This window comes from Loktanella atrilutea (assembly GCF_900128995.1).
In the GTDB taxonomy this organism is placed as follows: Bacteria; Pseudomonadota; Alphaproteobacteria; order Rhodobacterales; family Rhodobacteraceae; genus Loktanella; species Loktanella atrilutea.
Genome location: NZ_FQUE01000002.1, coordinates 364,268 through 390,137, shown reverse-complemented (window position 1 = coordinate 390,137; position 25,870 = coordinate 364,268). Strand labels below are relative to the sequence as shown.

General features: G+C 64.9%; 23 protein-coding genes. 7 read left to right on the top strand and 16 right to left on the bottom strand.

Features of this window, described 5'->3' with window-relative positions:
- Positions 1-2: 2 nt before the first annotated feature.
- The 9 genes from BUA54_RS07090 to trpS form a co-directional block, all read right to left on the bottom strand.
- Positions 3-1,610 (bottom strand): ABC transporter ATP-binding protein, encoded by a 1,608-nt coding sequence (locus BUA54_RS07090; protein ID WP_072856524.1) that lies wholly within the window; start codon positions 1,608-1,610, stop codon positions 3-5.
- Between the two features lie 75 nt (positions 1,611-1,685).
- On the bottom strand, positions 1,686-2,681 hold the full coding sequence (locus tag BUA54_RS07085; RefSeq protein ID WP_072856523.1) for a BMP family lipoprotein: 996 nt from the start codon (positions 2,679-2,681) through the stop codon (positions 1,686-1,688).
- Between the two features lie 193 nt (positions 2,682-2,874).
- Entirely contained in the window at positions 2,875-3,294 is a 420-nt protein-coding gene (locus tag BUA54_RS07080) for a GNAT family N-acetyltransferase (RefSeq protein WP_072856522.1), read from the bottom strand.
- Positions 3,291-3,953, bottom strand: coding sequence for a tRNA (adenosine(37)-N6)-threonylcarbamoyltransferase complex dimerization subunit type 1 TsaB (gene tsaB, locus BUA54_RS07075; protein ID WP_072856521.1), 663 nt, complete (start codon positions 3,951-3,953; stop codon positions 3,291-3,293). Before tsaB ends, BUA54_RS07080 begins: the two co-directional genes overlap by 4 nt.
- Entirely contained in the window at positions 3,943-4,506 is a 564-nt protein-coding gene (locus tag BUA54_RS07070) for a NifU family protein (protein WP_072856520.1), read from the bottom strand. Before BUA54_RS07070 ends, tsaB begins: the two co-directional genes overlap by 11 nt.
- An 80-nt stretch (positions 4,507-4,586) precedes the next feature.
- Positions 4,587-5,042 (bottom strand): universal stress protein, encoded by a 456-nt coding sequence (locus BUA54_RS07065; protein ID WP_072856519.1) that lies wholly within the window; start codon positions 5,040-5,042, stop codon positions 4,587-4,589.
- A 55-nt stretch (positions 5,043-5,097) separates the two neighbouring features.
- Positions 5,098-5,964: a branched-chain amino acid aminotransferase gene (locus tag BUA54_RS07060; RefSeq protein ID WP_072856518.1), complete on the bottom strand. Its 867-nt coding sequence runs from the start codon at positions 5,962-5,964 to the stop codon at positions 5,098-5,100.
- A gap of 189 nt (positions 5,965-6,153) precedes the next feature.
- Entirely contained in the window at positions 6,154-6,654 is a 501-nt protein-coding gene (locus BUA54_RS07055) for a VOC family protein (protein ID WP_072856517.1), read from the bottom strand.
- Between the two features lie 185 nt (positions 6,655-6,839).
- A complete protein-coding gene (trpS, locus tag BUA54_RS07050; RefSeq protein ID WP_072856516.1) occupies positions 6,840-7,853 on the bottom strand; it encodes a tryptophan--tRNA ligase in 1,014 nt (337 codons plus the stop codon).
- A 91-nt stretch (positions 7,854-7,944) separates the two neighbouring features.
- Between trpS and BUA54_RS07045 the strand changes: the two genes are divergently transcribed.
- A complete protein-coding gene (locus tag BUA54_RS07045) occupies positions 7,945-8,637 on the top strand; it encodes a rhomboid family intramembrane serine protease (RefSeq protein ID WP_072856515.1) in 693 nt (230 codons plus the stop codon).
- Positions 8,638-8,743: 106 nt separating this feature from the next.
- On the opposite strand, the gene murJ is transcribed toward BUA54_RS07045, so the two are convergent.
- Genes murJ through BUA54_RS07030 form a run of 3 tightly spaced genes read right to left on the bottom strand, consistent with a single transcriptional unit; the run spans position 8,744 to position 14,327 of the window.
- The gene (gene murJ, locus BUA54_RS07040) at positions 8,744-10,330 is read right to left on the bottom strand and encodes a murein biosynthesis integral membrane protein MurJ (RefSeq protein WP_072856514.1); all 1,587 of its coding nucleotides are present in this window, start codon (positions 10,328-10,330) and stop codon (positions 8,744-8,746) included.
- 24 nt (positions 10,331-10,354) lie between these two features.
- Positions 10,355-13,162: a [protein-PII] uridylyltransferase gene (locus BUA54_RS07035; RefSeq protein WP_072856513.1), complete on the bottom strand. Its 2,808-nt coding sequence runs from the start codon at positions 13,160-13,162 to the stop codon at positions 10,355-10,357.
- On the bottom strand, positions 13,128-14,327 hold the full coding sequence (locus BUA54_RS07030; protein WP_245810590.1) for a penicillin-binding protein activator: 1,200 nt from the start codon (positions 14,325-14,327) through the stop codon (positions 13,128-13,130). The genes BUA54_RS07035 and BUA54_RS07030 overlap by 35 nt, the downstream gene beginning before the upstream one ends.
- Before the next feature lie 118 nt (positions 14,328-14,445).
- Here BUA54_RS07030 and rsmI point away from each other — a divergent pair, with 118 nt between their 5' ends.
- The 3 genes from rsmI to gshB all read left to right on the top strand — a co-directional run bounded on the left by rsmI (position 14,446) and on the right by gshB (position 16,695).
- Positions 14,446-15,309, top strand: coding sequence for a 16S rRNA (cytidine(1402)-2'-O)-methyltransferase (gene rsmI / locus BUA54_RS07025; RefSeq protein ID WP_072856512.1), 864 nt, complete (start codon positions 14,446-14,448; stop codon positions 15,307-15,309).
- A gap of 3 nt (positions 15,310-15,312) precedes the next feature.
- A complete protein-coding gene (locus tag BUA54_RS07020; protein WP_072856511.1) occupies positions 15,313-15,681 on the top strand; it encodes a YraN family protein in 369 nt (122 codons plus the stop codon).
- Positions 15,682-15,750: 69 nt separating this feature from the next.
- Positions 15,751-16,695: a glutathione synthase gene (gene gshB / locus BUA54_RS07015; RefSeq protein WP_072856510.1), complete on the top strand. Its 945-nt coding sequence runs from the start codon at positions 15,751-15,753 to the stop codon at positions 16,693-16,695.
- On the opposite strand, the gene BUA54_RS07010 is transcribed toward gshB, so the two are convergent.
- Positions 16,692-17,663, bottom strand: coding sequence for a DUF2125 domain-containing protein (locus BUA54_RS07010; RefSeq protein ID WP_072856509.1), 972 nt, complete (start codon positions 17,661-17,663; stop codon positions 16,692-16,694). The two genes, gshB and BUA54_RS07010, sit on opposite strands and share 4 nt — an antisense overlap.
- Positions 17,664-17,726: 63 nt before the next feature.
- Between BUA54_RS07010 and BUA54_RS07005 the strand changes: the two genes are divergently transcribed.
- The 3 genes from BUA54_RS07005 to BUA54_RS06995 all read left to right on the top strand — a co-directional run bounded on the left by BUA54_RS07005 (position 17,727) and on the right by BUA54_RS06995 (position 21,584).
- On the top strand, positions 17,727-18,257 hold the full coding sequence (locus BUA54_RS07005) for a gamma-glutamylcyclotransferase (protein ID WP_178352719.1): 531 nt from the start codon (positions 17,727-17,729) through the stop codon (positions 18,255-18,257).
- A gap of 135 nt (positions 18,258-18,392) precedes the next feature.
- Positions 18,393-19,490, top strand: coding sequence for a biopolymer transporter ExbB (locus BUA54_RS07000; RefSeq protein ID WP_072856677.1), 1,098 nt, complete (start codon positions 18,393-18,395; stop codon positions 19,488-19,490).
- 3 nt (positions 19,491-19,493) lie between these two features.
- Positions 19,494-21,584 carry a peptidoglycan -binding protein gene (locus BUA54_RS06995; RefSeq protein ID WP_072856508.1) on the top strand — a complete coding sequence of 697 codons (2,091 nt, stop codon included), beginning with the start codon at positions 19,494-19,496 and terminating at the stop codon, positions 21,582-21,584.
- Here the strand turns inward: BUA54_RS06995 and BUA54_RS06990 are convergent.
- The 3 genes from BUA54_RS06990 to gloB form a co-directional block, all read right to left on the bottom strand.
- Complete coding sequence (locus tag BUA54_RS06990) at positions 21,581-22,480, bottom strand: M23 family metallopeptidase (RefSeq protein WP_245810589.1); 900 nt, start codon at positions 22,478-22,480, stop codon at positions 21,581-21,583. The two genes, BUA54_RS06995 and BUA54_RS06990, sit on opposite strands and share 4 nt — an antisense overlap.
- Positions 22,481-22,542: 62 nt before the next feature.
- The gene (clpA, locus tag BUA54_RS06985) at positions 22,543-24,861 is read right to left on the bottom strand and encodes an ATP-dependent Clp protease ATP-binding subunit ClpA (RefSeq protein ID WP_072856507.1); all 2,319 of its coding nucleotides are present in this window, start codon (positions 24,859-24,861) and stop codon (positions 22,543-22,545) included.
- A gap of 192 nt (positions 24,862-25,053) precedes the next feature.
- The gene (gene gloB / locus BUA54_RS06980) at positions 25,054-25,815 is read right to left on the bottom strand and encodes a hydroxyacylglutathione hydrolase (RefSeq protein ID WP_072856506.1); all 762 of its coding nucleotides are present in this window, start codon (positions 25,813-25,815) and stop codon (positions 25,054-25,056) included.
- Positions 25,816-25,870 lie beyond the last annotated feature (55 nt).

The window sequence follows — 25,870 nt, the reverse complement described above, 5'->3', positions numbered from 1 at the left end:
ATCTAGACCTTCTCTCCGGTGCCCGCGTGGGCGAGGTTTTCTTCGATCTCAGCCGTGCTGACTTTGTCGGGATCGCTGGTCATGCCGGCCATCAGCATGCCGAGTTCGCGTTCATCGGTGCGCGCGGGATCACGTTCGCCCATGATCCGGCCGTCAAACATTACGATGATCCGGTCGGACAGGCCAAGGATCTCTTCCAGTTCAACGCTGACCAGCAGGATCGCCTTGCCCTGATCGCGCAGGGCGACGATCTGCTTGTGGATGAACTCGATCGCGCCGATGTCGACGCCGCGGGTGGGCTGGCCGATCAGCAGAAGGTCGGGATTCTGCTCGATCTCGCGCGCCAGAACGATCTTTTGCTGGTTGCCGCCAGAGAAATTCTTGGCTGCCAGTTTCGGATCGGGAGGACGCACGTCGAAACGCTGCATCTTCTCTTCGGTATCGGCCAGCATCGCGGCGTTGTTCATCAGGATGCCGGACTGGTATTTCGCGTCGTGGTGATAACCGAAGGCCACGTTTTCCCACGCGGCGTAGTCCATGATCAGCCCCTCGGCCTGACGGTCCTCGGGCACATGGGAAATGCCGCGCGCCCGGCGGCTTTGCCCGTCGGATTTCGTGCCGGTCAGGTCGATGGGGTCGCCGTTCATCAAAACGGTGCCGCTGGCGGTCTGGTAACCGCCCAGCACCTCCAGCAGTTCGGACTGGCCGTTGCCGGACACGCCTGCGATGCCGAGGATCTCTCCCGCGCGGACCTGAAAGCTGACGTCCTTCAGCCGATGGACGCCCTTTGTGTCGGTGACATTCAGCATCTGCACGTCAAGGATCACACGTCCCGGCTGCGCGGGAGTCTTGTCTACGCGCAGCAGCACCTTGCGACCGACCATTAGTTCGGCCAACTCGGACGGGCTCGTCTCTGCCGTCTTGACGGTGGCCGTCATTTCGCCGCGGCGCATCACGCTGACGGTGTCGGTGATTTCCATGATCTCGCGCAGCTTGTGGGTGATCAGGATGATCGTCTTGCCCTCGCGCCGCAGGTTTTCGAGGATGCGGAACAGATGGTCCGCCTCGGCGGGGGTCAGCACCCCGGTGGGCTCGTCGAGGATCAGGATGTCGGCCTTGCGATAGAGCGCCTTCAGGATTTCCACCCGCTGCTGCATGCCGACGCCGATGTCCTGCACGAGGGCGTCCGCATCGACGTTCAGTTCGTATTCCTCGGCCAGCGCCCGGAGCTCGCGTCGGGCGCGGGCAAGGGAGGGGCGCAGCAGGCCGGAATCCTCTGCCCCCAACACGATATTTTCAAGGACGGTGAAGGTCTCGACCAGCTTGAAATGCTGGAAGACCATACCGATCCCGGCGGCGATCGCGGCTTGGCTGTCGGGAATGTCGACCTGTTTGCCCGCGATGTGGATCTCTCCCGCATCGGCCTTGTAGAAGCCGTAGAGGATGCTCATCAGCGTGGACTTGCCGGCACCGTTTTCGCCGATGATGCCGTGGATCGTGCCGGGCATGACGCGGATGCTGATGTCCTTGTTGGCCTGCACGGGGCCGAAGGACTTTGATATGCCCCGCAATTCGATGGCGGGGGCGGCGGTCGTGGTGCTGTCGGTCATGGCGTGTCCCCCGATGGATCGGGGCCGCGCGAAAGCATCGGCGCGGCCCCGGTTCGTGTGGTCGATCTGCGGCGCTTAGAACGTCAGCGCGGGGCAGGATTCGTCGGACATGTAATCGTGCACGGTGATCGAGCCGTCGGCGATACCGGCCTTGGCTTCCTCGACCTTGGCCTGCATGTCGGCGGTGACCAGATCCTTGTTGTTGTCGTCCATGGCGTAACCGACACCGTCCTGTGCAACGCCGAGGGATTCGATCCCCGGCTTGACGTCCGTGCCGGCCTTGAAGGCGTCGTAGACGGCGTTGTCCACGCGCTTGAGCATCGAGGTCAGGACCTGACCGGGGTGCATGTAGTTCTGGTTGGCGTCGACGCCGATGCCCAGCATGTCGTTGTCAGCCGCGGCCTGCAGGACGCCGACACCTGTACCGCCGGCAGCCTGGAATACCACGTCGGAACCCTGCGATTTCTGCGCCAGCGTCAGTTCGGTGCCCTTGACGGGATCGTTCCATGCGGCGGGCGTGGTGCCGGTCATGTTGGCGATGACCTTGATGTCCGGGTTCGCGGCCTTGGCGCCTTCGGCGTAGCCGCAGGCGAACTTGCGGATCAGCGGGATGTCCATGCCGCCGACGAAGGACACCGTGCCGGTCTTGGACGCCATCGCGGCCAGCATGCCGACGAGGTAGGAGCCCTGCTCCTCGTTGAAGACGATGGATTGCACGTTCGGCGCGTCCACCACGGCGTCGATGATCACGAACTTGGTGTCAGGATAGTCCCCGGCCAGATCCTGCAGCGGTGTGGCGAAGGAGAAGCCAGCCATGACGATCGGGTTCATGCCGGATTCGGCAAAGCGACGCAGCGCCTGCTCGCGCTGGGCGTCGGACTGCAACTCGACTTCCGCGAACTTGCCGCCGGTTTCCTCGGCCCATTTCGTGGCGCCGTTGAAGGCGGATTCGTTAAAGGATTTGTCGAACTTGCCGCCAAGGTCGAAGATGATCGCCGGATCGGCCAGCGCGGCCCCCGCGGTCAGGGCAAGGGCAGCCGTGGCGCCAAGGCATTTGGTGAAAAGGGTCATGGAAGTCTCCCGCGTGTCGTTGGTTTCAGACCGGGCGGTTATCCCCACCCGTGATGTGACATGGAGGGATAAGGCAACGGCGTGCGGTTGCGGTCAACCGTTTCTTTGGGGAAACCGCCGCAAGTTTGGCCGAACGGTCAAAAATCGGGCGCGGTCGGATACGGCATGGTTGTGCCGGCGCGGGGACCACTGGTCAGGTCGCCGCAAGGCTGCGGCGCATGACCAATGCGTCCGCGGCGGGGCCATCCTCGCGGGCATAGTATGCGCGACGACGTCCGACGGTGGAAAAGTCGCAGGCCCGGTAGAGCGCGATGGCGGCAGCATTGTCGGCTGCGACCTCCAGAAACACGGAAAGGGCGCCGGCGCGGGCGGCGCGGTCGTGAAAGTCGTCAAGGGCGGCGCGGGCAAGGCCCCGGCGGCGCTGATCGGGCCGGGTGGCGAGGGTCAGGACCTCTGCCTCGTCGAAGGCCACGCGGCCGAGGACGAAGCTTTCGGGCGTGCCGCAGAGGATCACACTGCGCTGCGCCAGCAGGTCCGCGAATTCGACGGCCGACCAGGGGCGGTCCAGGGTAAAGGCAAGCCGATGCGTCGCGGCCAGATCGGTGGGAGTCACGGCACGATGCGGGGCGGCGCGTCACGGGCCGGGGCCGCATCGGCGGGCCGCAGATAAAGCGGCGCCGGGCGGTCGGGGTGGTCCATCCGGTAGATCGGATCGGCGGTCAGAAGGGCAATCCCCTCGACCACGCTGACGACCGGGGTGCCGATGGTCAGCCCATGCGCGTCGTGCAGCACCTGCGCCATGTCACCAATCACCGCCACCTCTTCGCGGCCAGCGAGCGCAAGAGCACCCGTCAGATCGGTGAATTGCGGCGGTGCATCGGGCCAGCCGTCGGTCAGGCGCTGAACATAGACCATGTCGCGCGGCGCACGCAGAGTGGACAGGACCGGACCCTGCGTGCCGAAGGCCTGCGCCTCGAGCGTGCCGACACCCACGGCAGGCTTGCCCAGTCCGAGGGCCAGACCGCGGGCCGCGGCGACGGACATCCGGATGCCGGTGAAATTGCCGGGGCCGGTGCCGACGCCGATCAGGTCCAGGTCGGCCCAGGTCAGGCCGTCTTTTGCAAGCACCTCTTCCAGCATCGGCATCAGATGTTCCGCCTGACCGCGCGCCATGTCGTCCGTGCGTGTGACGATGCGGTCGCCGATCAGCAAGGCGGCGGCGCAATGCGCCGCCGCCGTGTCGAAGGCCAGAATGGTCGGCTCAGGCGGCAACGGGCCGCACCTCTGTCACTTCGGGGATGTAGTGGCGCAGAAGGTTCTCGATCCCCATCTTCAGCGTCAGGGTCGAGGAGGGGCAGCCGGCGCAGGCGCCCTGCATGTGCAGGTAGACGACGCCGCGTTCGAACCCGTGGAAGGTGATGTCGCCGCCGTCCTGCGCCACGGCGGGCCGCACGCGGGTATCGAGCAGTTCCTTGATCTGCTCGACGATGGCGCCGTCCTCTCCGTCATGGGTGGCGTGGCCGGAGACCGGCTTGTGATCGTCGCCCATCACGGCCTGGCCGGACTGGTAGTGTTCCATGATCGCGCCCAGCAGGGCGGGCTTGATGTGGTCCCAGTCGACGGCATCGGCCTTGGTCACGGTAACGAAGTCCATGCCGAAGAACACGCCCTCGACCCCGTCAACGGCAAAAAGCCGCTTTGCCAGCGGGCTGGACCCGGCGGAGTCAGGCGTAGGGAAGTCGGCGGTGCCCATGTCCAGCACGGTTTGGCCCGGCAGGAATTTCAGCGTCGCGGGGTTCGGCGTCGATTCGGTCTGGATGAACATGAAACCGTCCTTTTTTGTCAGGTATCAGATATGCGCCTTCGCGACGCTTTCGTCAAGGTTTGGAACCGTTCTAAACTGGTTCAGGTGATCGCTTCCAGCTTTTCCTTGGACAGATCGCCGGGGACGATGGTGACGGGGATCGGGAGCGTGCCGGCCTGTCGCGTCAGGGCCGAGATCAGCGGACCCGGACCCTTGTTATCGGCGCTGGCGCCCAGCACCAGCACTCCGATCTCGGAATCCTCGGCAATCTGCGCCATGATCTCCGGCATCGGCTCGCCTTCGCGTATGACGAGGTCCGGGTTCACGTTTTGTCGATCACGCATCCACTTGGCGAAGACCTCGAAATGCACCTCGATCCGTTCGCGGGCCTCCTCGCGGAATATCTCGCCGACGCCGATCCAGTGGTTGAATTCGTCGGGCGGGATGATCGACAGCACGGTGACGCCGCCGCCGGTCTTCGACGCACGCATCGCGGCATAGCGCATGGCATTCAGACATTCGCGGCTGTCATCCAGCACGACAAGGAACTTGCGCATCTTGACCCCTCCGGTTCGTCCGCATCCTGTCGGATCGCGGGGCGACTGGCAACGGTCAGAGCGTTTCCGACGCGGCCCAGTCCCAGTACATGTCGCGCACGGCCTGCGTGACGGGGCCGTTGTTGTAATGCCGGTCCTCGAAGGCGCTTACGGCCGTCACCTTCATCATGTTGCCGGACAGGAACACCTCGTCCGCGGTGCGGAAGTCGTCGAACGACAGAACGGTCTCTTGCACGTCGTAACCGTTGGCGCGCAGGTTCGTCAGGTGACGGGCGCGGGTGATGCCGGCCAGAAATGTACCGTTCGGGATCGGGGTGAAGACGACGCCGTCACGCACCATGAAGACATTGGCGCTCGCGGTTTCGGCCACATTGCCCATCGCGTCCGCGACCAGTGCGTTGCCGAAGCCCTTGGACCGCGCCTCGGCCAGCATCCGCGCGTTGTTGGGATAGAGGCAGCCGGCCTTGGCATTGACGACGTTGTCTTCCATCACGGGCCGGCGAAAGCGGGTGGTCGTAAGCGTGGTACTGGCGGTCGCCGGGGCCATCGGGATCGCCTCGAGGCTGATGGCGAAACCGGTGGCGCCTTCCTTCGGGACGATGCCCAAATCTCCGCCTTCCAGCGCCCAGTACATCGGGCGGATGTAGACGGCGGTATCGGGGCTGTAGGCCGCCAGACCGTCGCGGACGATCTGCACCATGTCGTCCGTATTCACGGTGGGCGTGATCATCAGCGCGCTGGCGGACCGGTTGACGCGGGCGCAATGGGCGGCAAGGTCCGGCACGACGCCGTGGGCATAGCGTGCGCCGTCAAAGACGGTGGTGCCGAGCCATGATCCATGATCCGCAGCCCGCATAACGGGCAGGTCGCCCTCGTGCCAACGGCCTTCGAAATAGGTGCGGATCTGGGTGCCGGTCGCCATGACGCTGCCTTTCAGGATGGGTCTCGCGGCACCCTAGGCAAAGCGGGGCAGGGGGTAAAGGCGGCGCGTCCGCCACGGGACGCGCCGCCGGGATCGCACTGGGACAGGCGGCGATCCATGCCTACTGCAGCCGGGGAACTGCAGGGCGATCCTGCACGCGCGCGGAATCAGTTTTGTGACACCGTGGGTCTAAATCGATTGCGCCGCGGGGTGTGCGTCCAGCAGCGCCTGCAGATCGAAGCGGCGGTTGACCATGGCAAGCCGGCCCTGCGCATCGCGGGGCCAGTCGGCCGCAGGTCGGTCCACGTAGAGCTCGACACCGTTCAGGTCGGGGTCGCGGAGATAGATCGCCTCTGACACGCCGTGATCCGCTGCGCCGTCGATGGCGATGCCGGCTGCCAGCACGCGGCGCAGGACATCCGCAAGCGATGCGCGATCCGGATAAAGAAAGGCGGTATGATAAAGGCCCGTGTGGCCCGGCGGCGGCGGCGTCGCACCGGCGCTTTCCCAGGTATTGAGCCCGATGTGATGGTGATAGCCGCCCGCCGACAGGAACGCCGCCTGTGCCCCATAGCGCTGGGTCATCGAGAAGCCCAGGACATCACCGTAGAAGGCAATGGCGCGGTCGAGGTCGGCGACCTTCCGGTGGACGTGACCGATTCGGGTGGCGGAGGGGGCGAGGTCTGGCATGGCGAAGACTCCTTTGCCCGCAATCTAAGCCCTCGCGCGCGCCGCAACAGAGGGCATTTTCAAACCATGCCTCTGCACTGTCGCGCAGGTCCGTCCTTCTTCTGGTTTGAAATACCTCTGCCGGAGGCTGCCGCGCCTTGCGCGGCTATACAATTTTTCTCGAAGAATCGGCCCCGGCGGCAGGGTCAGCGCAGCAGGCCGACGATCTCGTAGGTCTGCGCAAGGATCGGTGCGGCAATGGCACGGGCGCGGTCGGCGCCGTCGGCAAGGATGCGGTCGATCTCGGCGGGGTCGTCCATCAGGCGTGTCATCTCGTCCGAGATCGGTGCCAGTTTCGCCACCGCCAGATCGGCCAGTGCCGGCTTGAACCGGCCCCAGCCGGCCCCGGCGTAGTCCGCGATCACCGCGTCCGGCGTGGTGTCGGACAGGGCGGCGTAGATATCCACGAGGTTTCGGGCCTCCGGCCGGTCCTTGAGGCCTTCGACCGTTTCGGGCAGGACGTCCTGATCGGACTTCGACTTCTTGAACTTCTTCGCGATGGTATCGGCATCGTCGCGCATATTGATCCGCTCCATGTCCGACTCGCCCGATTTCGACATCTTCTTCGTTCCGTCCCGCAGGTTCATCACGCGGGTCGCGGGGCCGTCGATCACCGGAATGGTCTCTGGAAAGAAATCGATCTTGTAGTCGTGGTTGAACTTGTTCGCGATGTCGCGCGTCAGCTCTACATGCTGTTTCTGATCCTCGCCCACGGGCACGTGGGTCGCGTGATACAGCAGGATGTCGGCAGCCATCAGCGACGGATAGGCATAGAGGCCGAGCGAGACCTTTTCAGCGTTCGCGCCAGCCTTGTCCTTGAACTGGGTCATCCGGTTCATCCAGCCGACACGTGCGACGCAATTGAAGATCCATGCGAGTTCTGCGTGCTGGCTGACCCGGGACTGGTTGAACAGGATCGACTGCGTGGGATCGAGGCCGGCTGCAAGATAGCCTGCGGCGACCTCGCGCGTGGCATGGGCGAGCTCTTTCGGATCCTGCCAGACGGTGATCGCATGCAGGTCGACGACGCAATAGATCGTTTCCATCTGGCCTTGCATACCGACGAACCGCTTGATGGCCCCCAGGTAGTTGCCCAGCGTCAGCCCGCCGGAGGGCTTGATGCCGGAAAACACGCGGGGGGTGAAGGTTGTCTGGGTCATGGGATTATCCGGGGTGGTCACAGGGTGCACTCTGGCCTACCCATGCCAGAGCGACCCGACAACATCAACAACCCCAGAGGCGAGACGCCCCATGAGCGACGACCACAGGCCCTTCGAGAGCCCATTCAACGCGATTCCGCCAGTCATCCTCGTGCTGGTCGTCGCTGTCATGGCGATCGAGCTGACCCTGAGTGCTGGCGCGAGCGGTCTCGTCGGTGGACCGGGGGCGATCGGTTGGCGGCTGGCGGCGCAGCAGGACTATGCCTTTTCGCCCGCGGTGCTGGACTACGTCTGGTCCGGCACGGACCGCAGTATCAACCTGCTGCGGCGTTTCGTGACCTATGCCTTCGTGCACGGCAGCTTTACCGACGCCCTGTTCGGCGCGGCACTTCTGCTGGCTCTGGGCAAATTCGTGGGCGACGTCTTTGCGCCCGCGGCGACGGTCGCCGTGCTGGTGCTGGGGACGCTGGCCGGGGCGCTGGCTTTTGGCGTCTTCGTCGGCGGGACGACGCCGCTGTTCGGTGTCTGGCCTGCGGTCTACGGGCTGATCGGGGCTTTTACCTACATCCTCTGGCTGCGGCTGGGGGCCGCGGGACAGAACCAGGTGGCGGCCTTCCGGCTGATCGGCTTCCTGCTGGCGCTGCAACTGGTCTTCGGTCTGCTGTTCGGGTCGAGCCCGATCTGGATCGCGGAATTGGCAGGCTTTGCCGTGGGGTTCGTGGCCTCAGTCGTGCTGGCCCCTGGCGGGTGGAGCGCGCTGCTAATGCGTTTGCGTCAGCGGTAGGGGCGGGACGCCTGCCCCGGGCGCAATGTGAAATTGGAGGGGTCGGGGCGGTCCGGTGACGAGCCGGAGCCATCGGCAGGCGGTTGTCCGGTCAGATGAAGGTGTGTCAGCGGCGCAGGGCGCGGCGGAATTCGTGCAGCTTGAACGCGCCGACCATCTGGCCGATCGCAAAGTAGCTGACGATACCCGATGCGACGAGGGCCGACAGGGCAACGTAGCGCAGGCCAGGGCTGCCGAACCAGGGGCCGAGGATGACTTCGACCACCCAGAGCACCACGCCCATGCCGCCCGAGGCGATCAGGATACGCCAGAGTCGGGCCTTGAAACGGTCGTCGAGTGTTGCTGCCTCGCCCATGTCACGGCTACCGCGCCAAAGCAGGACGACCATCGCCCAGCCGGTCATGGTCGTGCCGAGGGCGGCGGCGATGAAGCCGATGACAGGGGCAAGGCCCACGGCCAGCACGAGGTTCAGGACCATCGCAATGACGGCATAATTGAAAGGGCGGCGGGTATCTTCGCGGGCGAAGAACAGCGGCTGCAAGGTCTTTTGCAAGACGAAGGCAGGCAGCCCCAGTCCGTAGACCGCAACGGTAAGGGCCGTGGCGGCGGTATCGTCCACCGTGAAGGCGCCGCGCTGAAACAGCACCGAGGTGAGCGGCATCGGGATCACGATCAGGGCCACGGCGGCGGGGATCGTCAGGGCGAGGCTGAGTTCCGAGGCCCGGTTGAAGGCATCGCGGCCGCCCGCCGTATCGCCGCCGCGCAGGCGGCGCGAGAGATCCGGCAGCAGCACGACGCCGATGGCGATACCGACCACGCCCAAGGGCAACTGGTAAAGGCGGTCGGCGTAGTTCAGCCAGGCGACGGCGCCTTCGAAGAAGCTGGCGACCTGACGGCCCACCAGCAGGTTGATCTGGACCACGCCACCGGCAAGGGCGGCGGGGGCGGCGATGACGGCGAGGCGTTTCAGTTCGGGTGTGAGCCGCGGGCGTTTGAACCGCAGGGGGTAGCCCGCACGGGCGGCAGCCCACCAGACGACGGCCATCTGCACGAAGCCGGCGAAAGGCACCGAAAGCGCCAGCGAATCGCCGACACGCAGGCCGAGGGCCTGATCCAGGCCGACGCCAAGCGTGTCGCTCATCGGGCGACCCAGGGCGGCGGCGGTGACGATGGCGAAGATGAAGACGATGTTCAGCAAAACCGGGGCGGCGGCGGCGGCCATGAAGCGGCCCGTGGCATTCAGCACGCCGGACAGCAACGCGGCAAGCGAGATGAACAGGATGTAGGGAAAGGCGTAGCGACCGTATTCGACGGCGAGGTCGAAGCGTTCGTCGCCGCGGAAGCCAGAGGCCATGGCCGTGACCAGCAGCGGCATGAAGATGATGCCAAGGATCGTAAAGAAGGTCAGGATCACCGCCATGCCGACAAAGGCGTCCTGTGCGAATTCCTCCGCCCCTTCACCGCCTTCGACCTTTTTTGAAAACATGGGAATGAAGGCCATGTTGAAGGCGCCTTCGGCGAAGAAGCGGCGGAACAGGTTGGGCAGCGAGAAGGCGACCAGGAAGGCCTCGGCGATCGGGCCGGTGCCGAGGTAGCCCGCGATCATGATGTCGCGGGCGAAGCCCATGACACGGCTCAGCAGGGTCCAGATGCCGACGGTGAAGAAGCCGGACATCAGGCGGATCGGTTTCATGAAAGGGCCCCTCGGATTGCGGCGCTACGTGTGCGCCCGTTCCGTGCCACGGTCAATGGCCTCGCGCAGGCGGCGTTCAAGGCTGTGGCGTTTGGATTCGCTATGGAATTTCAGGCCGGTCAGATCCTTGACGTAGAAGGTGTCGACAGCCTGTTCGCCGTAGGTCGCGATCACTGCGCTGGCGATATAGACATGCGCCCCCGCCAGGGTGCGCGTGAGGTCGAAAAGCAGGCCCGGGCGGTCGCGGGTGTCGACCTCGATGATCGTGTAGATTTCCGATCCCTCGTTGTCGAAGGTGATCGTGGTGGGCACGCGGAAGGCGCGTTCGCGCTTGGGCAGCTTGTCGCGGTCGGCCAGCGCGTCGCGCGGTACGACCTCTCCCATCAGGGTGCGGTGGATCATGTTGCGCAGGCGGGGCAGGCGCGATTCCTCGAACGGGTGGCCGTCGGCGTCCTGGATCCAGAAGACCGCCGTGGCATAGCCGTCCTTTGACGTATAGGTGCGCGCATCGACGATATTGGCCCCGACGAGCGCCAGCGCACCGGTCATGCGGCTGAACAGGCCCGGATGGTCGACCATGGCGAAACAGGCGCGGGTGGCGTCGCGGTCGGGGTCCGGCATCAGGTCGATGCGGATTTCAGAGTCCGGAATGTCGCGCAGCAGATTGGCAAAGATCACGTGAGTCGCGGGCGGCAGGCCTTGCCAGTAAGGGCCATAATGCCGTGCCATTTCGCGCTTGAGGTCGGCGCCGTCCCAATCGCCAAGCGCATCGCGCAGGCTGCGCTTGGCAACGTTCTCACGGGTTTCGCGATTCACGTCCTCCAGTCCGTTATCAAGCGCATCGCGGGTCGCGGCATAGAGGTTGCGGAGCAGCACGGCCTTCCAGTTGTTCCACGTGCCGGGACCGACGCCGCGAATGTCGCAGACGGTCAGGATGGTCAGCAAGTCCAGACGTTCGACGGACTTCACGGCCTTGGCGAAACCGCGGATCGTGCGCGGTTCCGAGATGTCGCGCTTTTGCGCGGTGTCGGACATCAGCAGATGATAGCGGATCAGCCACTCCACCGTCTCGCATTCCTTCTTCGTCAGTCCGAACCGCGGGCAGAGGCGGCGTGCGATCTGGGCGCCGAGGATCGAGTGGTCCTCTGGCCGGCCCTTGCCGATATCGTGCAGCAGCAGCGCGACATAGATGATCTTGCGATTGACGCCTTTCGACAGGATGCCGGAAACCAGCGGCAGGCTGTCACCCAGTTCGCCACGCTCGATCTGGGCGAGGTGGCTGATGCACTGGATGATATGCTCGTCCACCGTGTAATGGTGATACATGTTGAATTGCATCATCGCGACGATGGGGGCAAAATCAGGGATGAAGGCGCCCAGCACGCCCAGCTCGTTCATCCGGCGCAGGCCGCGCTCTGGATTGCCGTGTTTCAGCATGAGGTTCAGTAACAGGCGGTTCGCTTCCGGGTCGTTCTGTACGCGAGTGTCGATCAAATGCAGATTGGCGGCGATCAGGCGCATTGCATCCGGGTGCATCAGGGTGCCAGTCCGCATCGATTCGTCGAAAATCCGCAGCAGGTTCAGCGGATCGGACAGAAAGGTCTTCGGTCCCGACACCGTCAGCCGGTTCTGCTTGATCGCATAGGGCGGCTGGGTCTTCGGCTTGCGTTTCAGCAGGCGTTCCAGCATCGGGGCAGCCTTGGTATGGCTCTTCTCTTGCGCCACGAGGAAGATGCGCGTCAGGTCGCCGACCATGGTGGCGTGACGGAAGTAGGCCTGCATGAAATGCTCGACCCCGCGGCGTCCGCCGCCGTCGGCGTAGCCCATGGCATCCGACACGGCCACCTGCATGTCGAAGGTCAACTGGTCCTGCGCGCGGTTTGCGATCAGGTGCAGGTGGCAGCGCACGGCCCAGAGGAATTCGTGTGCCGCGCGGAAGGTCTCGTATTCCTCCTGCGAGAAAACCTTGTATCGCACCAGTTCGGATGCGTCGCGGACGCCATGGATGTATTTGCCGATCCAGTAGAGCGATTGCAGGTCGCGCAAGCCCCCCTTGCCCTCTTTCACGTTGGGTTCGACCATGTAGCGTTGACCGCCCTGCTTGCGGTGGCGCTGGGCGCGTTCCTCCAGCTTGGCCTCGATGAAGTCAGGGGCGGAGGATTTGAAGAGTTCGGTCCAGAGCCGCTTGCCCAGTTCGTCCGCGAGGGCGGCATCGCCGGTCAGGTAGCGGTATTCCACCAGTGACGTGCGGATCGTGTAGTCCTCGGCGGCAAGGCGCAGGCAGTCCTTTACTGTGCGACTGGCGTGGCCGACCTTCATCTTGAGGTCCCAGAGCATGTAGAGCGTCGATTCGATGACGCTCTCGGCCCATGGGGTGATCTTGTAGGGTGTGAGGAACAGCAGGTCGACGTCAGAGAAGGGCGCCATCTCTCCACGGCCATAGCCGCCGACGGCGATGACGGACAGGCGTTCGCTGATCGTCGGATTGGGCAGGCGGTGCAGGCGCATGCGGGCCACGTCGAGGACGGTGATCAGGATCTGGTCGGTCAGCCAGCTGTAGGACCGGGTCGTCGGATTGGCCCGGAATGGCTGCGCAAGGAAGGCGTCGCGGATCGCGTCGCGGCCTTCGGTCTGGGCGCGCTTGAGTATTCCCACGGTGGCGGCCCGCAAGGTGCGATCGTCGGGCGCCGCCTTCATCACCTCGTCGATGGACGCGAAAACGGCGGCGGCGTCGAAAATCAGCGGCGCCGGCAGGATCAAATCCTCCGGCGCCGGATCGACGATCAGCGATGCGGGTCTAGCTGCCTGCACGGTCAAAGCTGCGCGGGGCATTCTCGAGGATCACGACCTGATTGTTGCGAATCGTCGCGACCGCGAGGCCACGTTCATTCAGACCGTTCGGCAGCAGACGGAAGATGCCGTTAGTGCCCTGAAAGCCCTGCGATGTCGTCAGCGCGGCCTTGGTCAGCGCATTCCGGTTGCCAGTGGCGACAAGCGCGCCGATCGCCGCGATCCCGTCATAGGCCAGACCCGCGGGGGGCAGGGGCATGCTGCCGTAGGCAGCGTTGTAGCGCGCCTCGAAGTTGGCAACCGTGCCGCGGTCGGGCACGGCAAAGAGGCCGCCCTGCACGCCAGGCAGTGACAGCGCTTGCGGCAGCACCGACCAGTTCGTCAGCCCGATGTAGCGGGTGTCGGCCGGACTGATCCCGGCTGACGGCAGCGCGGTCGCGATGATCGGCAGGTCCGCGTTGGCGCTGGCGGTGAGGAACACGGCCTGCGCGCCGGCCTGCTTCAGCGTGGCGGCGATCTGCGGCGTCGCATCGGTAATGCCTTGCTGCGACAGGGGGTAGCTGCCGATGCCGGCAACCTGCGCCCCGTTCGCCTGCACGGCGGCCACGATGGCGTCCCGCCCCAGTTGGCCACCGATGTCATTGGCGTGGACGACGCCGAATCGCTCGACCCCCGACCGGCGGGCATAGGATACGAGGCGGTCAGCCGTGTTGTTGAACGTCGGCCCGAGGACGAAGACGTTGCCCCCCGCGACCGTCGGGTTGTTGGACAGGGCAAGGACGTTGATGTTGCGCGCGGCTACGGCGTTGCCGACCGAGTTCACAGTACCGCCGTAAAGGGGACCAAGGATGATCTTGGCGCCGTCGTCCGCCGCCTGGGTCGCGACCTGCGCTGCCAATTCCGGGCTGGCACCGGAGTTGTAGACGCGCAGGTCGATCTGAACGCCGTTCAGGTCGGCGATCGCCATCCTTGCCGCGTTCTCGAGGTTGCGCGCCAGCAGGGCGTCGTTGCTGTCACCCGAGCCAGCGGGCACCAGAAGCGCCACCTGCACGGGCGCGTTGGGGTCGATCGGAACGCCGGTGTTGGTTCCGTCGGTCATGGACAGCGGCGCACAGGCGGCCATCCAAAGGGCCGCGCAGGCGGCCGTGGTCCGCGTGGCAAGCCGCCGCAGGCGGTCGATAGGGGTCCGGGGCAACATGGCAGTCATTGGCGACATCCTCTGGCTTGTCGGGGTCATGGAGACGCGGGGCGTTGTCCTTTCGCCCGTTCCCCCCCATGGTTCGGGGCTTGTGGCATCATAAGGCAGGGCGCCAGAGGGTCTAGGCATGAATCACGAGATCAGACCATTGTCGGCGGGATTGTATCTGGTTGCGACACCGATCGGATCCGCCCGCGACATCACGCTGCGCGCGCTGGACATTCTGGCCAGCTGCGACGTGATCGCGGCAGAAGACACGCGCACGGCGCGCAAACTGATGGAGATCCACGGTGTGCCGCTGGGCAAGCGCCCGGTTGTGGCCTTCCACGATCACAGCGGCACGGGACAGATCGCGCGGCTGGTGGCCGAGATCAAGGCGGGCAAGGCGGTGGCCTGCGTGTCGGAAGCCGGCACGCCGCTGATCGCGGACCCGGGCTACGAACTGGCACTGGCGGTCCGCGACGCGGGGCTGCCGGTCACCGCGGCGCCCGGCGCCTCTGCGGTACTGACGGCGCTGGCGGTCGGGGGCTTGCCGACGGACAGGTTCGCCTTCGTCGGCTTCCTGTCGGCGGCGGCGGCACAGCGGGCAACGCAACTGGCGGAGTTGCGGGACCTGCCGTTCACTCTGGTCCTCTACGAATCGCCGAAACGCGTTCACGGATTGTTAGCTTCGGCCTGCGAGGTTCTGGGGGCGGATCGGGAAGCGGTCGTATGCCGGGAACTGACCAAGAAGTTCGAGGAGGTGACGCGGGGCACGCTGGGGTCGCTGGCCGATGACTTCGACGGACAGGCCGTGAAGGGCGAAATCGTCGTGCTGATCGGTCGCGTCGGAGCACAGACCGTGTCCGACGGGGATGTCGAAACCGCGCTGCGCGACGCGATGGCGACGATGCGGATCAAGGATGCAGCGACGGCGGTGGCCGGTGCGCTGGGGCTGCCGCGGCGGCAGGTCTACCAGACCGCGCTGGGGCTGGAACGAAAGGATGACTGAACCATGCAGGACGGTGTTCGGCAGCGGACGAACCACTACGCCGGGCTGGCGGCAGAGGATATCGTCGCCCGGTCCTATGTCGCGCGGGGCTGCACGGAAGCCGCGCGCCGGTGGCGGGGACGTGGTGGCGAGATCGACCTGATCCTGCGGGACGGGATCGACGTCATCTTCGTCGAGGTGAAGAAGAGCCGGACCCATGCCCAGGCGGCGCAGCGGGTGACCCGGCGCCAGATGGACAGGATCTGTGCCGCCGCAACCGAATTCGTGGGTACCGAACCGCGCGGATCGCTGACACCGATGCGGTTCGACGTGGCCACGGTGGATGCAGCTGGGCAGGTTCGGGTGATCGCGAACGCCTTTGGCGGCTGGTGACGCGCCATTGCGCCGGCGGCGGGGCTGCGGCATATCGGTGCGACATCCGATCTGAAAGGTCAGCGCACCATGTCCCTCAACGTTGCGATCCAGATGGACCCCATCGGTCCGATCAACATCGATGCCGACAGCACGTTCCGCATCGCCGAGGAGGCGCAGTCCCGCGGGCATAGCCTGTTCTACTACACGCCAGACAAGCTGGCATTTCGCGAAGGGCGTGTGACGGCGCGGGGCTGGCCGCTGACCGTGCGGCGGGAGAAGGGAAATCACTTCACGCTGGGCGAGGAGACGGAGGTCGATCTTGCCGATTTCGATGTAGTCTGGCTGCGGCAGGATCCGCCGTTCGACATGGGCTACATCACGACGACCCATCTGCTCGACATGGTGTCCGACACGACGCTGGTGGTGAACGATCCGTTCTGGGTGCGCAACTACCCGGAGAAGCTGCTCGTGCTGCAGTTTCAGGACCTGACGCCGCCAACGATGATCGCCCGTGACCTTGCAACCCTGCGAGACTTCCGGGCCAAGCATGGGGACGTGATCCTGAAGCCGCTCTACGGCAACGGCGGGGCGGGTGTGTTCAAACTGGGTCAGTCGGACAGCAACCTCGCGTCCCTGCACGAACTGTTCTCCGGCATCAACCGCGAGCCGCTGATCATGCAAAAATTTCTCCCGGCGGTCTCGAAAGGCGACAAGCGCATCATCCTCGTCGACGGCGAGGCGGTCGGGGCGATCAACCGGGTACCCGCGGACGGCGAAACGCGGTCGAACATGCACGTTGGCGGGCGGCCGGAGAAGGTCGCCATGACCGACCGCGACCATGAGATTTGCACGCGGATTGGGCCGCTGTTGCGTGAAAAGGGCCAGATTTTTGTCGGAATCGACGTGATCGGCGACTGGCTGACAGAGATCAACCTTACCTCTCCGACCGGGATCCAAGAACTGGAGCGTTTCGACGGGGTCAACATCGCAGAGAAGATCTGGCTGGCGATCGAGGCGCGCCGCGCCGCCTAGGGTAGCGCGATGCGCGGGGCCGGACCCAGCGGGACCGGTCCCAGCGCCATATTGCCGTTGGCAAGGGTCAGGGGCAGGGTCAAGGCACCGTCCGCCCCCGCCATCATGCCTGCCATGCTCGTCAGGGTCTGAAGCAGGCCGGCCGGGACCAGACCGGCCTCTGCCAGCAGGCCGATCCGGTCCCGCCAGCCTGTCGCCACGACGGTGATCGTGCCCGTCGGCACGCCGGCAGGATCGACGGCAAGGTCACCGCTGGCCGAAAGCGTCAGACCGCCCCAGTCGACGGTCATCGTGTCGAGGGCGAGCGCCGTAATGGCGGGCCGTTCCGGCAGCAGCGCCATGCGATCCAGCGGGCGGTCAAGGGTGACGGTGGCGTCGGCCGTGACCTGCGCCGGTGCGGCGGGCGCCGATGGCAATGACAGGCCGGGCCGGAGGTCGGCTATCTTGAGGTAACCTTCGTAGGTATTGGCCGCGGGCCCATGTGGTCGCAGTCCCAGCACCGTGGCGCCGCCAGCTACGGACCAGCCCGTGTCGGAGGCGAGAGAAAGCGACTGCGCCTCTGCTGTCAGCCGGTCGAAATCGAGCAGGCGGCTGGCCGCGACCGAAAAGCTGGCGCGCAGGCCCTCTGCCTTCAGCGTCATCAGCTGTCGGCCCACCTGCAGCGTCTGCTGAGGTGGCAGAACGGCAATCACCTTATTCGGGCGATAGGACAGCGCGGCGGTTTCCAGCCAAGGCGCCTGCCAGACAATGCTCCCGTCGGCAGACGCCACCGTCAGGTCGGTCGCATGCACATCGAAACGAGACGGGAAACCGCCCGTCGTCAGGCTGGCGGTATCGATCTGCCATCCCCGCGCCTCTGCCGCGGCGATGCCGGTCTGCAGGCCATGGTTCAGCCCGCGTGACGCGACGAACCAGGCCCCCGCATAGAGCGCGGCGGCGCTCAGCACGATGATCAACAACAGCTTCATGTCGGCCCCCTCGCAATCGGTCGCCTTCGCGTCTATAGGTCCCTCGGAAAAAGGACCAGTCACATGAGCTTGTGGGTTTTCGGTTACGGATCGCTGCTGTGGAATCCGGGGTTCACCCCGGCTGAGGCGCGGCGTGCCGTGCTGCACGACTACCACCGCAGTTTCTGCATGCTGTCGATCCATCATCGCGGCACCCCGGACCAGCCGGGTCTCGTGCTGGCGCTGGACGCGGTGCCCGGGGGACAATGCACCGGCATGGCCTTTCGCGCTGACGAAGCCGAGGCGGAGGCGGTATTGGAGATGCTGCGTGCACGAGAACTTATCTCTTCCGCCTATCTGGAACGCACGGTGACCTTGCAGACCGAAGACGGGCCGCAGGACGCGGTGGCCTACGTCATCGACCCGGCGCACGCGCAATACGTGCAGCTTGATCTGGAGACGCAGGCCACGATGATCGCCCGCAGCACGGGCGGGCGGGGGCCCAACCCGGAATACCTCTATCGCACGGCGGACCACCTTGAGCAGATGGGCATCGTCGATCCTGACATGCGCTGGCTGGTCGCGCGGGTCAAACGATTGGCAACGACTGATTAATCATTTCCGTTTGGCGTCCGGGGCCACTAGGCTGCGGCAAAACAAGGAAGACAGGACAGGATGCGGTCGCCCGTGACGGACCTCAGCAAACCACAGTCGCCGCAATTCTCGCAGCCGGTGCGGCAGATCACCTCGATGCTGATCGCCCTCGCGCTGGTGGCTGCGGGGCTTTACGTGGGCTTCGCACAGATCCGTGCCATCTTCATGTCGAACCCCTATCTGAACGGGCTGATCCTCGCGGTCTTCGTCATGGGTGTCGCATCGACCTTTGCACAGGTCTGGCAGCTGATGAAATCGGTGGAGTGGATCGAGGGATTTGCCGCCAATCGCGCCGGCCACCAGATCACCATAGCGCCGTCGCTACTGGCACCGCTCGCCACGCTGCTGCGGTCGCGCGGGCAGCGGATGCAGATTTCCTCGACTGCCGCCACCTCGATTCAGGACAGTGTGGCGCAGCGGATCGACGAGGACCGCGAGATCACGCGCTATCTGGGAAATACTTTGATTTTCCTTGGCCTTCTGGGGACATTCTATGGTCTTGCGACGACCGTGCCGGCCCTCGTCGAGACGATCCGCAGCCTGAACCCGGCCGAGGGTGAAAGCGGCGCCGATGTCTTCGGCCGCTTGCAACAGGGCTTGGAGAGCCAGCTGGGTGGCATGGGCACTGCCTTTTCGTCCTCGCTGCTGGGTCTGGCCGGGTCACTGGTCGTGGGGCTGCTGGAACTGTTCGCGGGACATGGCCAGAACCGGTTCTACCGCGAGCTGGAGGAGTGGCTGTCGACGATCACGCGTCTGGGGTTCGCCGGCAGTGACGAGGGAGGAAGCGAGGACAGTGCGATGCTGTCGGCCTTCGCCGACCACATGGGAGAGCAGCTTGACACAATGCGTGGCTTGTTCGCTCAGGCCGAGCAGACGCGCGGCGAAGCGGACGAACATCTGTCGCAACTGGCGCGTACCATCGACCGGCTGGTGGACAGCCAACGCGGCAATACGGCGAATGAGGCGCTACTGACCCGGATCGCCGAGGGTCAGGACCGCCTGATCGCGCAGATGCAGGACGGTGGCGTCGACGGTCTGGACGCCGAGAGCCGGATGCGGCTGCGGTCCATCGACACCCAGATGCTGCGCCTGCTCGAGGAGATCGCGGCAGGCCGGCAGGAGACCCTGGCCGATCTTCGCACCGATTTGGCGGGACTGACACGCGCGATCAAGCAGTCCCGACGGGACGCCTGACCCATGGCGCTATCCCGTCGCAACCAGCGCATGAACGCCAATATCTGGCCCGGCTTCGTCGATGCGATGACCGGCCTGCTGCTGGTGTTGATGTTCGTTCTGACGATCTTCATGGTCATTCAGTTCGTGCTGAGAGAGACGATCACCGGGCAGGCTTCTGAACTGGATGCCCTTGCGGGGCAGGTGGCATCACTGACCGATGCGCTGGGGCTGGCGCGGGATGACAACGCCGCGCTGACGGCGGACAACGATGCGCAAGCAAGCCAGATCGCATCCTTGATCGGCGAGCGGGATCAGACGGCGGCTGCTTTGCAGGACGCGGAGAACCGGATCACCGGGTTCGAAGCGCAAGTCGCCGGTCTGCTGGCACAACGGACAGACTTGTCTGATCGCGTGGCCGGTCTGGAAAAGAGCAATGCTGACCTGATGACCGAACAGGAGCAGCTGAACCTCGCGCTTGCGAGCGCACGGACCGAGGTCGATTCGCAAGCCGAGGCGGCCCGTCTGGCCGCGGCCCGGCGCGAAGCTCTGGAAGCGATGGTTGCTCAACTGCAGACGAAGACAACTGACCAGACAACGCAGATCAGTGATCTAGAGGCGGCCCAGTTGACCGATGCCGCGGCGGCAGAGGCGTTGCGAAAGCGGCTGGCCGATTCCAGTACGGAACTGACGGCGATGACCCTGTCGCTGGAGGAGCAGCGGCGCAAGGCGGAGGAGACTTTGACCCTGCTGGCCGCGGCTCAGGCGGCGCGGGACGACCTGCAAATGAACCTGTCAGCGGCCCTGCTGGCGCAGCAGCAGGCCGAGACCGATCTGGCTGGAGCACTGAGCCAAGGGTCCGATCTGGACGCGCGATTGGCGGCGGCGCTGTCGCTGCAGGACAAGACCGCGGCGGAGCTTGCCGATGCGCGTGCCCGGCTGGACGACGCCGCGGCGCAGACGGACGATCTGACGACGCGGCTCGCCGCGGCGGTCGCGGCGGGACGAGAGTCCGAAAGTGCCCTGAAGGATGCGCAGGCGGCGTTGGACGCGGCACGGTCGCAAGAGGCATCGTCCGAAACGGAGCTGCAATCGCGTCTCGCGGCCATGGTGCTGGCGCAGGAGGCGGCCAAGGCCGAAGCCGCCGACGCGACCGCACGCAGCGCTTCGCTGGAAGATCGTCTGGCCGAGGCACTTCTGGCACGGGATGCCTTGCGGGCGCAGGTGGCGAGCCTGTCGACGACGACTTCGGATACGGCGCAGGACCGGGCCGATCTGCAAGCCCGTCTGGCAGAGGCGCTGTCCGCCGGAACCGAGGCGCAGGCAGCGGCCGATCGACAGGAGGCGCTGCTGGTCACGGCGCAGGCGGAACTGAGTGATGAGCAAAAGCAAAGCGCCGAGGCGCAGCGGCAGACAGCGCTGCTGAACGAGCAGGTTGCGGCCCTACGCCAGCAGGTCGGCACGCTGCAGTCTTTGCTGAACGTCGCGAACGATGACAGTGCCGATGCGCAGGTCCAGATCGAACAACTCGGATCGCAGCTAAACACCGCGCTCGCCCGCGTTGCGGCGGAGGAGCGCCGTCGTCGCGCGCTGGAGGAGGCGGAGCGGCAGCGGCTGGAAGCGGAGACCGCGCGGTTGCAGGCCGAAACGCAGAACCTCGAGCGGTTCCGGTCCGATTTCTTCGGCGAGTTGCGTGGCGTGGTCGAGGGCATGGACGGCGTCCAGATTGCCGGTGACCGCTTCGTCTTTTCATCAGAGGTGTTGTTCGGGCCGGGCGATGCGACGCTGTCGGAGCGGGGGCGCGCCGAGATCGCGAAGGTTGCTACGATCTTGCGGCAGATCGCCGACCGGATCCCGCCGGATATCGACTGGATCATTCGGGTGGACGGCCACACCGACACGACGCCGCTGTCCGGCAACGGGCGCTACGCCGACAACTGGGAGCTGTCGCAGGCCCGCGCCCTGTCGGTGGTGAAGTACATGGAAACGCTCGGAATCGCACCGAGCCGGATGTCGGCCAACGGTTTCGCCGAGTTCCAGCCGCTGAACCCCGCCGATACGGCAGAGGCCAGAGCCCAGAACCGCCGAATCGAATTGAAGCTGACGGAGCGCTAATTCAGAACGACCTGCGTCGTCTGCACGTCGAGCGTGGTGCCGTCGCGCTGCATTTTCACCGTGCCAGTGTAGACACCGGCGGGCCAGCCGCCGGGTGGCGTGCGTCTGCCACCGGCGCGGAACAGTTGGGCCCGATCGCGATCTATCGTCTGGGTGTCTGCAAAGACCTCTTCCTGCTCGTCGCGGATCGTCAGGGTCAAAGTGTCGCCGGTGCGGGCCCCATAGGCAAAGCCCCAAAGCACGAGGCCGGGCGCTGTCGTCGGCATGTCATCGTGCGCAGCATTCCCCGCCTTGATCACGTCGTAATCAGGCACCGCATCGCCGAAGCCAACAGCGATCAGGCCACCGGGCGGAAAGGGCACGGGGGCGTTCCAAAGGGTGCGAGAGGGTGCCGCCCCACATGTGGTCAAGGCATCTGGCGCGAAGGGGTCGACCACGACGCCATCATGACGGACCGATAGGTGAACATGGGGAAATTGGGTCTGCCCCGAGAGACCGACTTGTCCCAGCACATCGCCCGCGGCCACTGTCTGTCCCGGCTGCACGGTAACGGAGCCTTGCTTCATATGACAATACTGCGTTTCCCAGCCGTCGGGGTGGTTGATGACAAGACCATTGCCGCACTCGCGGTCAGACACGTCTGGGGCGCCGGGCGCGCCCTGCAGGACGTCCATCATGTCGTTGCGCACGCCGCGCACGATGCCGGCGGCCGAGGCCCGCACATTCACGCCGGCAGCCTGCATTGCGAGGGATGGAAGGGCAAAGTCGGTGCCCTTGTGGCCATTGTAACTTAGGCCGTCGCATAGGTAATCCTGCGCGCCCGGGCCGGGATCATGGTCCACGCCCTGCTGGATGTAGCAGGTCTGCGTCAGGTCGCAGTCCAATGGGACCTCCAAAAGAATATCCCCCGCAGCCGATGTGGCTGCGAGGGACAGGAAGGCTATAACGACGTGTCGGATCACTCGGCAGTCAGCAAGGGAGGCTTCTTGCCCGCGATCCGGCCCTGTTCGGGCGCTTCGAACGTCAGGTGAAGCTGCTTGTCCTTCACGCCGACCTTTACCAGACCACCCTTCACCAGCTTGCCGAACAGAAGTTCCTCGGCCAGCGGCTTCTTGATGTGCTCCTGGATCACGCGACCGAGTGGGCGCGCGCCCATCTTGGCATCGTAACCCTTGTCGGCCAGCCAGTCTGCGGCCGCCGGCGACAGCTCAATATGGACGTTCCGATCGATCAGCTGCGCTTCGAGTTGCAGGACGAACTTCTCGACAACCTTCATGATCACCTCTTTCGGCAGGGCGCCGAAGCTGATGATCGCGTCCAGACGGTTGCGGAACTCTGGCGTGAAGATCCGCTCGATGGCGGCGGTATCCTCGCCCTCGCGCGTTTCACGGCCGAAGCCCATCGCATTCTTGCCCATCTCGGCCGCACCGGCGTTGCTGGTCATGATCAGGATCACGTTGCGGAAGTCCGTTGTCCGGCCATTGTGGTCGGTCAGTTTCCCATGGTCCATGACCTGCAGCAGGATGTTGTAGACATCCGGGTGCGCCTTCTCCATCTCGTCCAGCAGCAGCACGCAGTGCGGGTTCTGGTCGACGCCGTCGGTCAGCATGCCGCCCTGGTCGAAGCCGACGTAGCCCGGAGGCGCGCCGATCAGACGGGAAACAGCGTGCTTTTCCATGTACTCGGACATGTCGAAGCGGATCAGTTCCACCCCCAGCGTATCCGCCAGCTGCTTGGCCACCTCGGTCTTGCCGACGCCGGTCGGACCCGCAAACAGGTAGTTGCCGATCGGCTTTTCCGGCTCGCGCAGACCGGCACGGGCCAGCTTGATGGCCGACGACAGCGCTTCGATCGCCTTGTCCTGACCGAAGACGACGCGCTTGAGCGAGCCCTCGAGGTCCTTGAGCACCTCTGCATCGTCCTTGCTGACGTTCTTCGGCGGAATGCGGGCGATCTTGGCGACGACGCTTTCGATCTCCTTCACGCCGATGGTCTTGCGGCGCTTGGATTCCGCGATCAATTGCTGGCTGGCACCGGCCTCGTCGATGACGTCGATGGCCTTATCGGGCAACTTGCGGTCGTTGATGTAGCGGGCGGACAGTTCGACCGCCGTGCGGATCGCTTCGGCGGTGTATTTTACGCCGTGATGCTCCTCGAAATAGGGCTTGAGGCCCTTGAGGATCTTGACCGCGTCATCGACCGAAGGCTCGTTCACGTCGATCTTCTGGAACCGGCGGCTTAGCGCGCGGTCCTTTTCGAAGTGCTGGCGGAACTCCTTGTAGGTCGTCGACCCCATGCACCGCAGCTTGCCGCCTTGAAGTGCAGGCTTCAACAGGTTGGACGCATCCATCGCACCGCCGGACGTCGCACCGGCGCCGATGATCGTGTGGATCTCGTCGATGAAGAGGACCGCGTCCTTGTGGTTCTCCATCTCGGTCATGACGGCCTTCAGTCGCTCTTCGAAGTCGCCGCGGTAGCGGGTGCCGGCCAGCAGCGCGCCCATGTCGAGGCTGTAGATCGTGGCGTGGGCCAGAACCTCCGGCACCTCCTTGCTGACGATCTTGTAGGCGAGGCCTTCGGCGATGGCCGTCTTGCCGACACCCGGATCGCCCACCAGCAGCGGGTTGTTCTTGCGGCGGCGACAGAGCACCTGAATGCAGCGCTCGACCTCGTGGGCACGACCGATCAGCGGATCGAGGTCGCCCTTGCCCGCCTTCTCGTTCAGGTCCACGCAGTATTTTGCCAGTGCGGATTCCTTCTTGTCCCCGTCGGTCACGCTTTCGTCCTCGTCCGGTTGCGGCGAGCCTGTGACCGGGCGGCTTTCGCCGAACGCCGGATCCTTCGCCACGCCATGCGCGATGAAATTGACTGCGTCGTAACGGGTCATGTCCTGCTCCTGCAGGAAATAGGCCGCGTTGCTTTCACGTTCCGCAAAGATCGCGACCAGCACATTCGCGCCGGTCACTTCGGTCCGGCCCGACGACTGGACGTGGATCGCCGCGCGCTGGATGACGCGCTGGAAGGCAGCGGTCGGCACGGCCTCTGACCCGTCGACGTCGGTTTCCAGCGTCGAAAGGTCATCGGAAATAAATTCCTCGAGATCCTTGCGCAACTCGTCCAGATCGACCGAGCAGGCCCGCATCACACGCGCCGCATCGGGTTCGTCGATCAGGGCCAGCAGCAGGTGTTCCAGCGTGGCGAGTTCGTGGCGACGGGCGTTGGCGAGGGCCAGGGCACCGTGAATGGACTGCTCGAGCGTCGTGGAAAAAGATGGCACTTCGGGTGCTCCTTGCTGTTCGGGGGTCCGGTGGGCAGGTCAGCCTGATCGGACCGTGGCCTTATCTTCCAAGGTTTGGCTTTTCGGCCCGACCTTCAAGTTTTTTCTTGCCAAGCCTGTTCACAAAAAGACTGACGTGTCGTGAACGCGGCGGTCAGGCGGGCCTTTTGGACATGCGCCCGGGCAATGCTGTCAGAACCGGTCCCTGCGGGCCCGGATTTCGGTGAAAATTTCGGCAGGTTGCGCATCGGCCATGGCGATGGCCTTTGCCAGAACCGGATCGTCCGCACGCAGGAACGGGTTGGTCTCGCATTCCAGCGACAAGAGCGACGGGACGGTGGCGCGGCCGTTTTCACGCGCCGTCTTCGTTGCCTCATGACGAGAAATAATCGCTTTGTTCCCCGGTTCAAGAGAGAGTGCGAAACGGGCGTTCGTCATCGTGTATTCATGGCCGGAGCAGACGGTGGTGTCGCCGGGCAGGGCGCGCAGGCGCTGCAGACTGTCCCACATCTGCGCCGGGGTCCCCTCGAAGAGCCGACCGCAGCCCATCGCCATCAGACTGTCGGCGGTGAACAGAAGGCTTTCATCGGGCATGTAGAAAGCGATGTGGCCGATGGTATGCCCCGAGACGTCCATGACTGTGACGGCACGGTCGCAGACGGTGATCGTGTCGCCCTCCGCCACTTCGGTATCAAGGCGGGGCAGCCGGTGGGCGTCGGCCCGGGCACCGATGACTCTGGCATCATTGCGCAGCGCATCCAGCCCCTGAACGTGATCGTCATGGTGGTGCGTCAGCAGGATGTCCGTCAGGGTCCAGCCGCGCCGGTCCAATTCGGCTTGAATTGGTGCCGCTTCCGGGACGTCCACGAGGGCCGTCTGACCACTGGCGTCGTTATGGATCAGGTAAGCATAATTGTCGGACAGGCAGGGAATGGTGATCAGTTCAACGGGCATGGCAACTTCGCTTTTCTTTGCTAGGGTAACGCGTACCGGCCTTGGGACCTCGTTC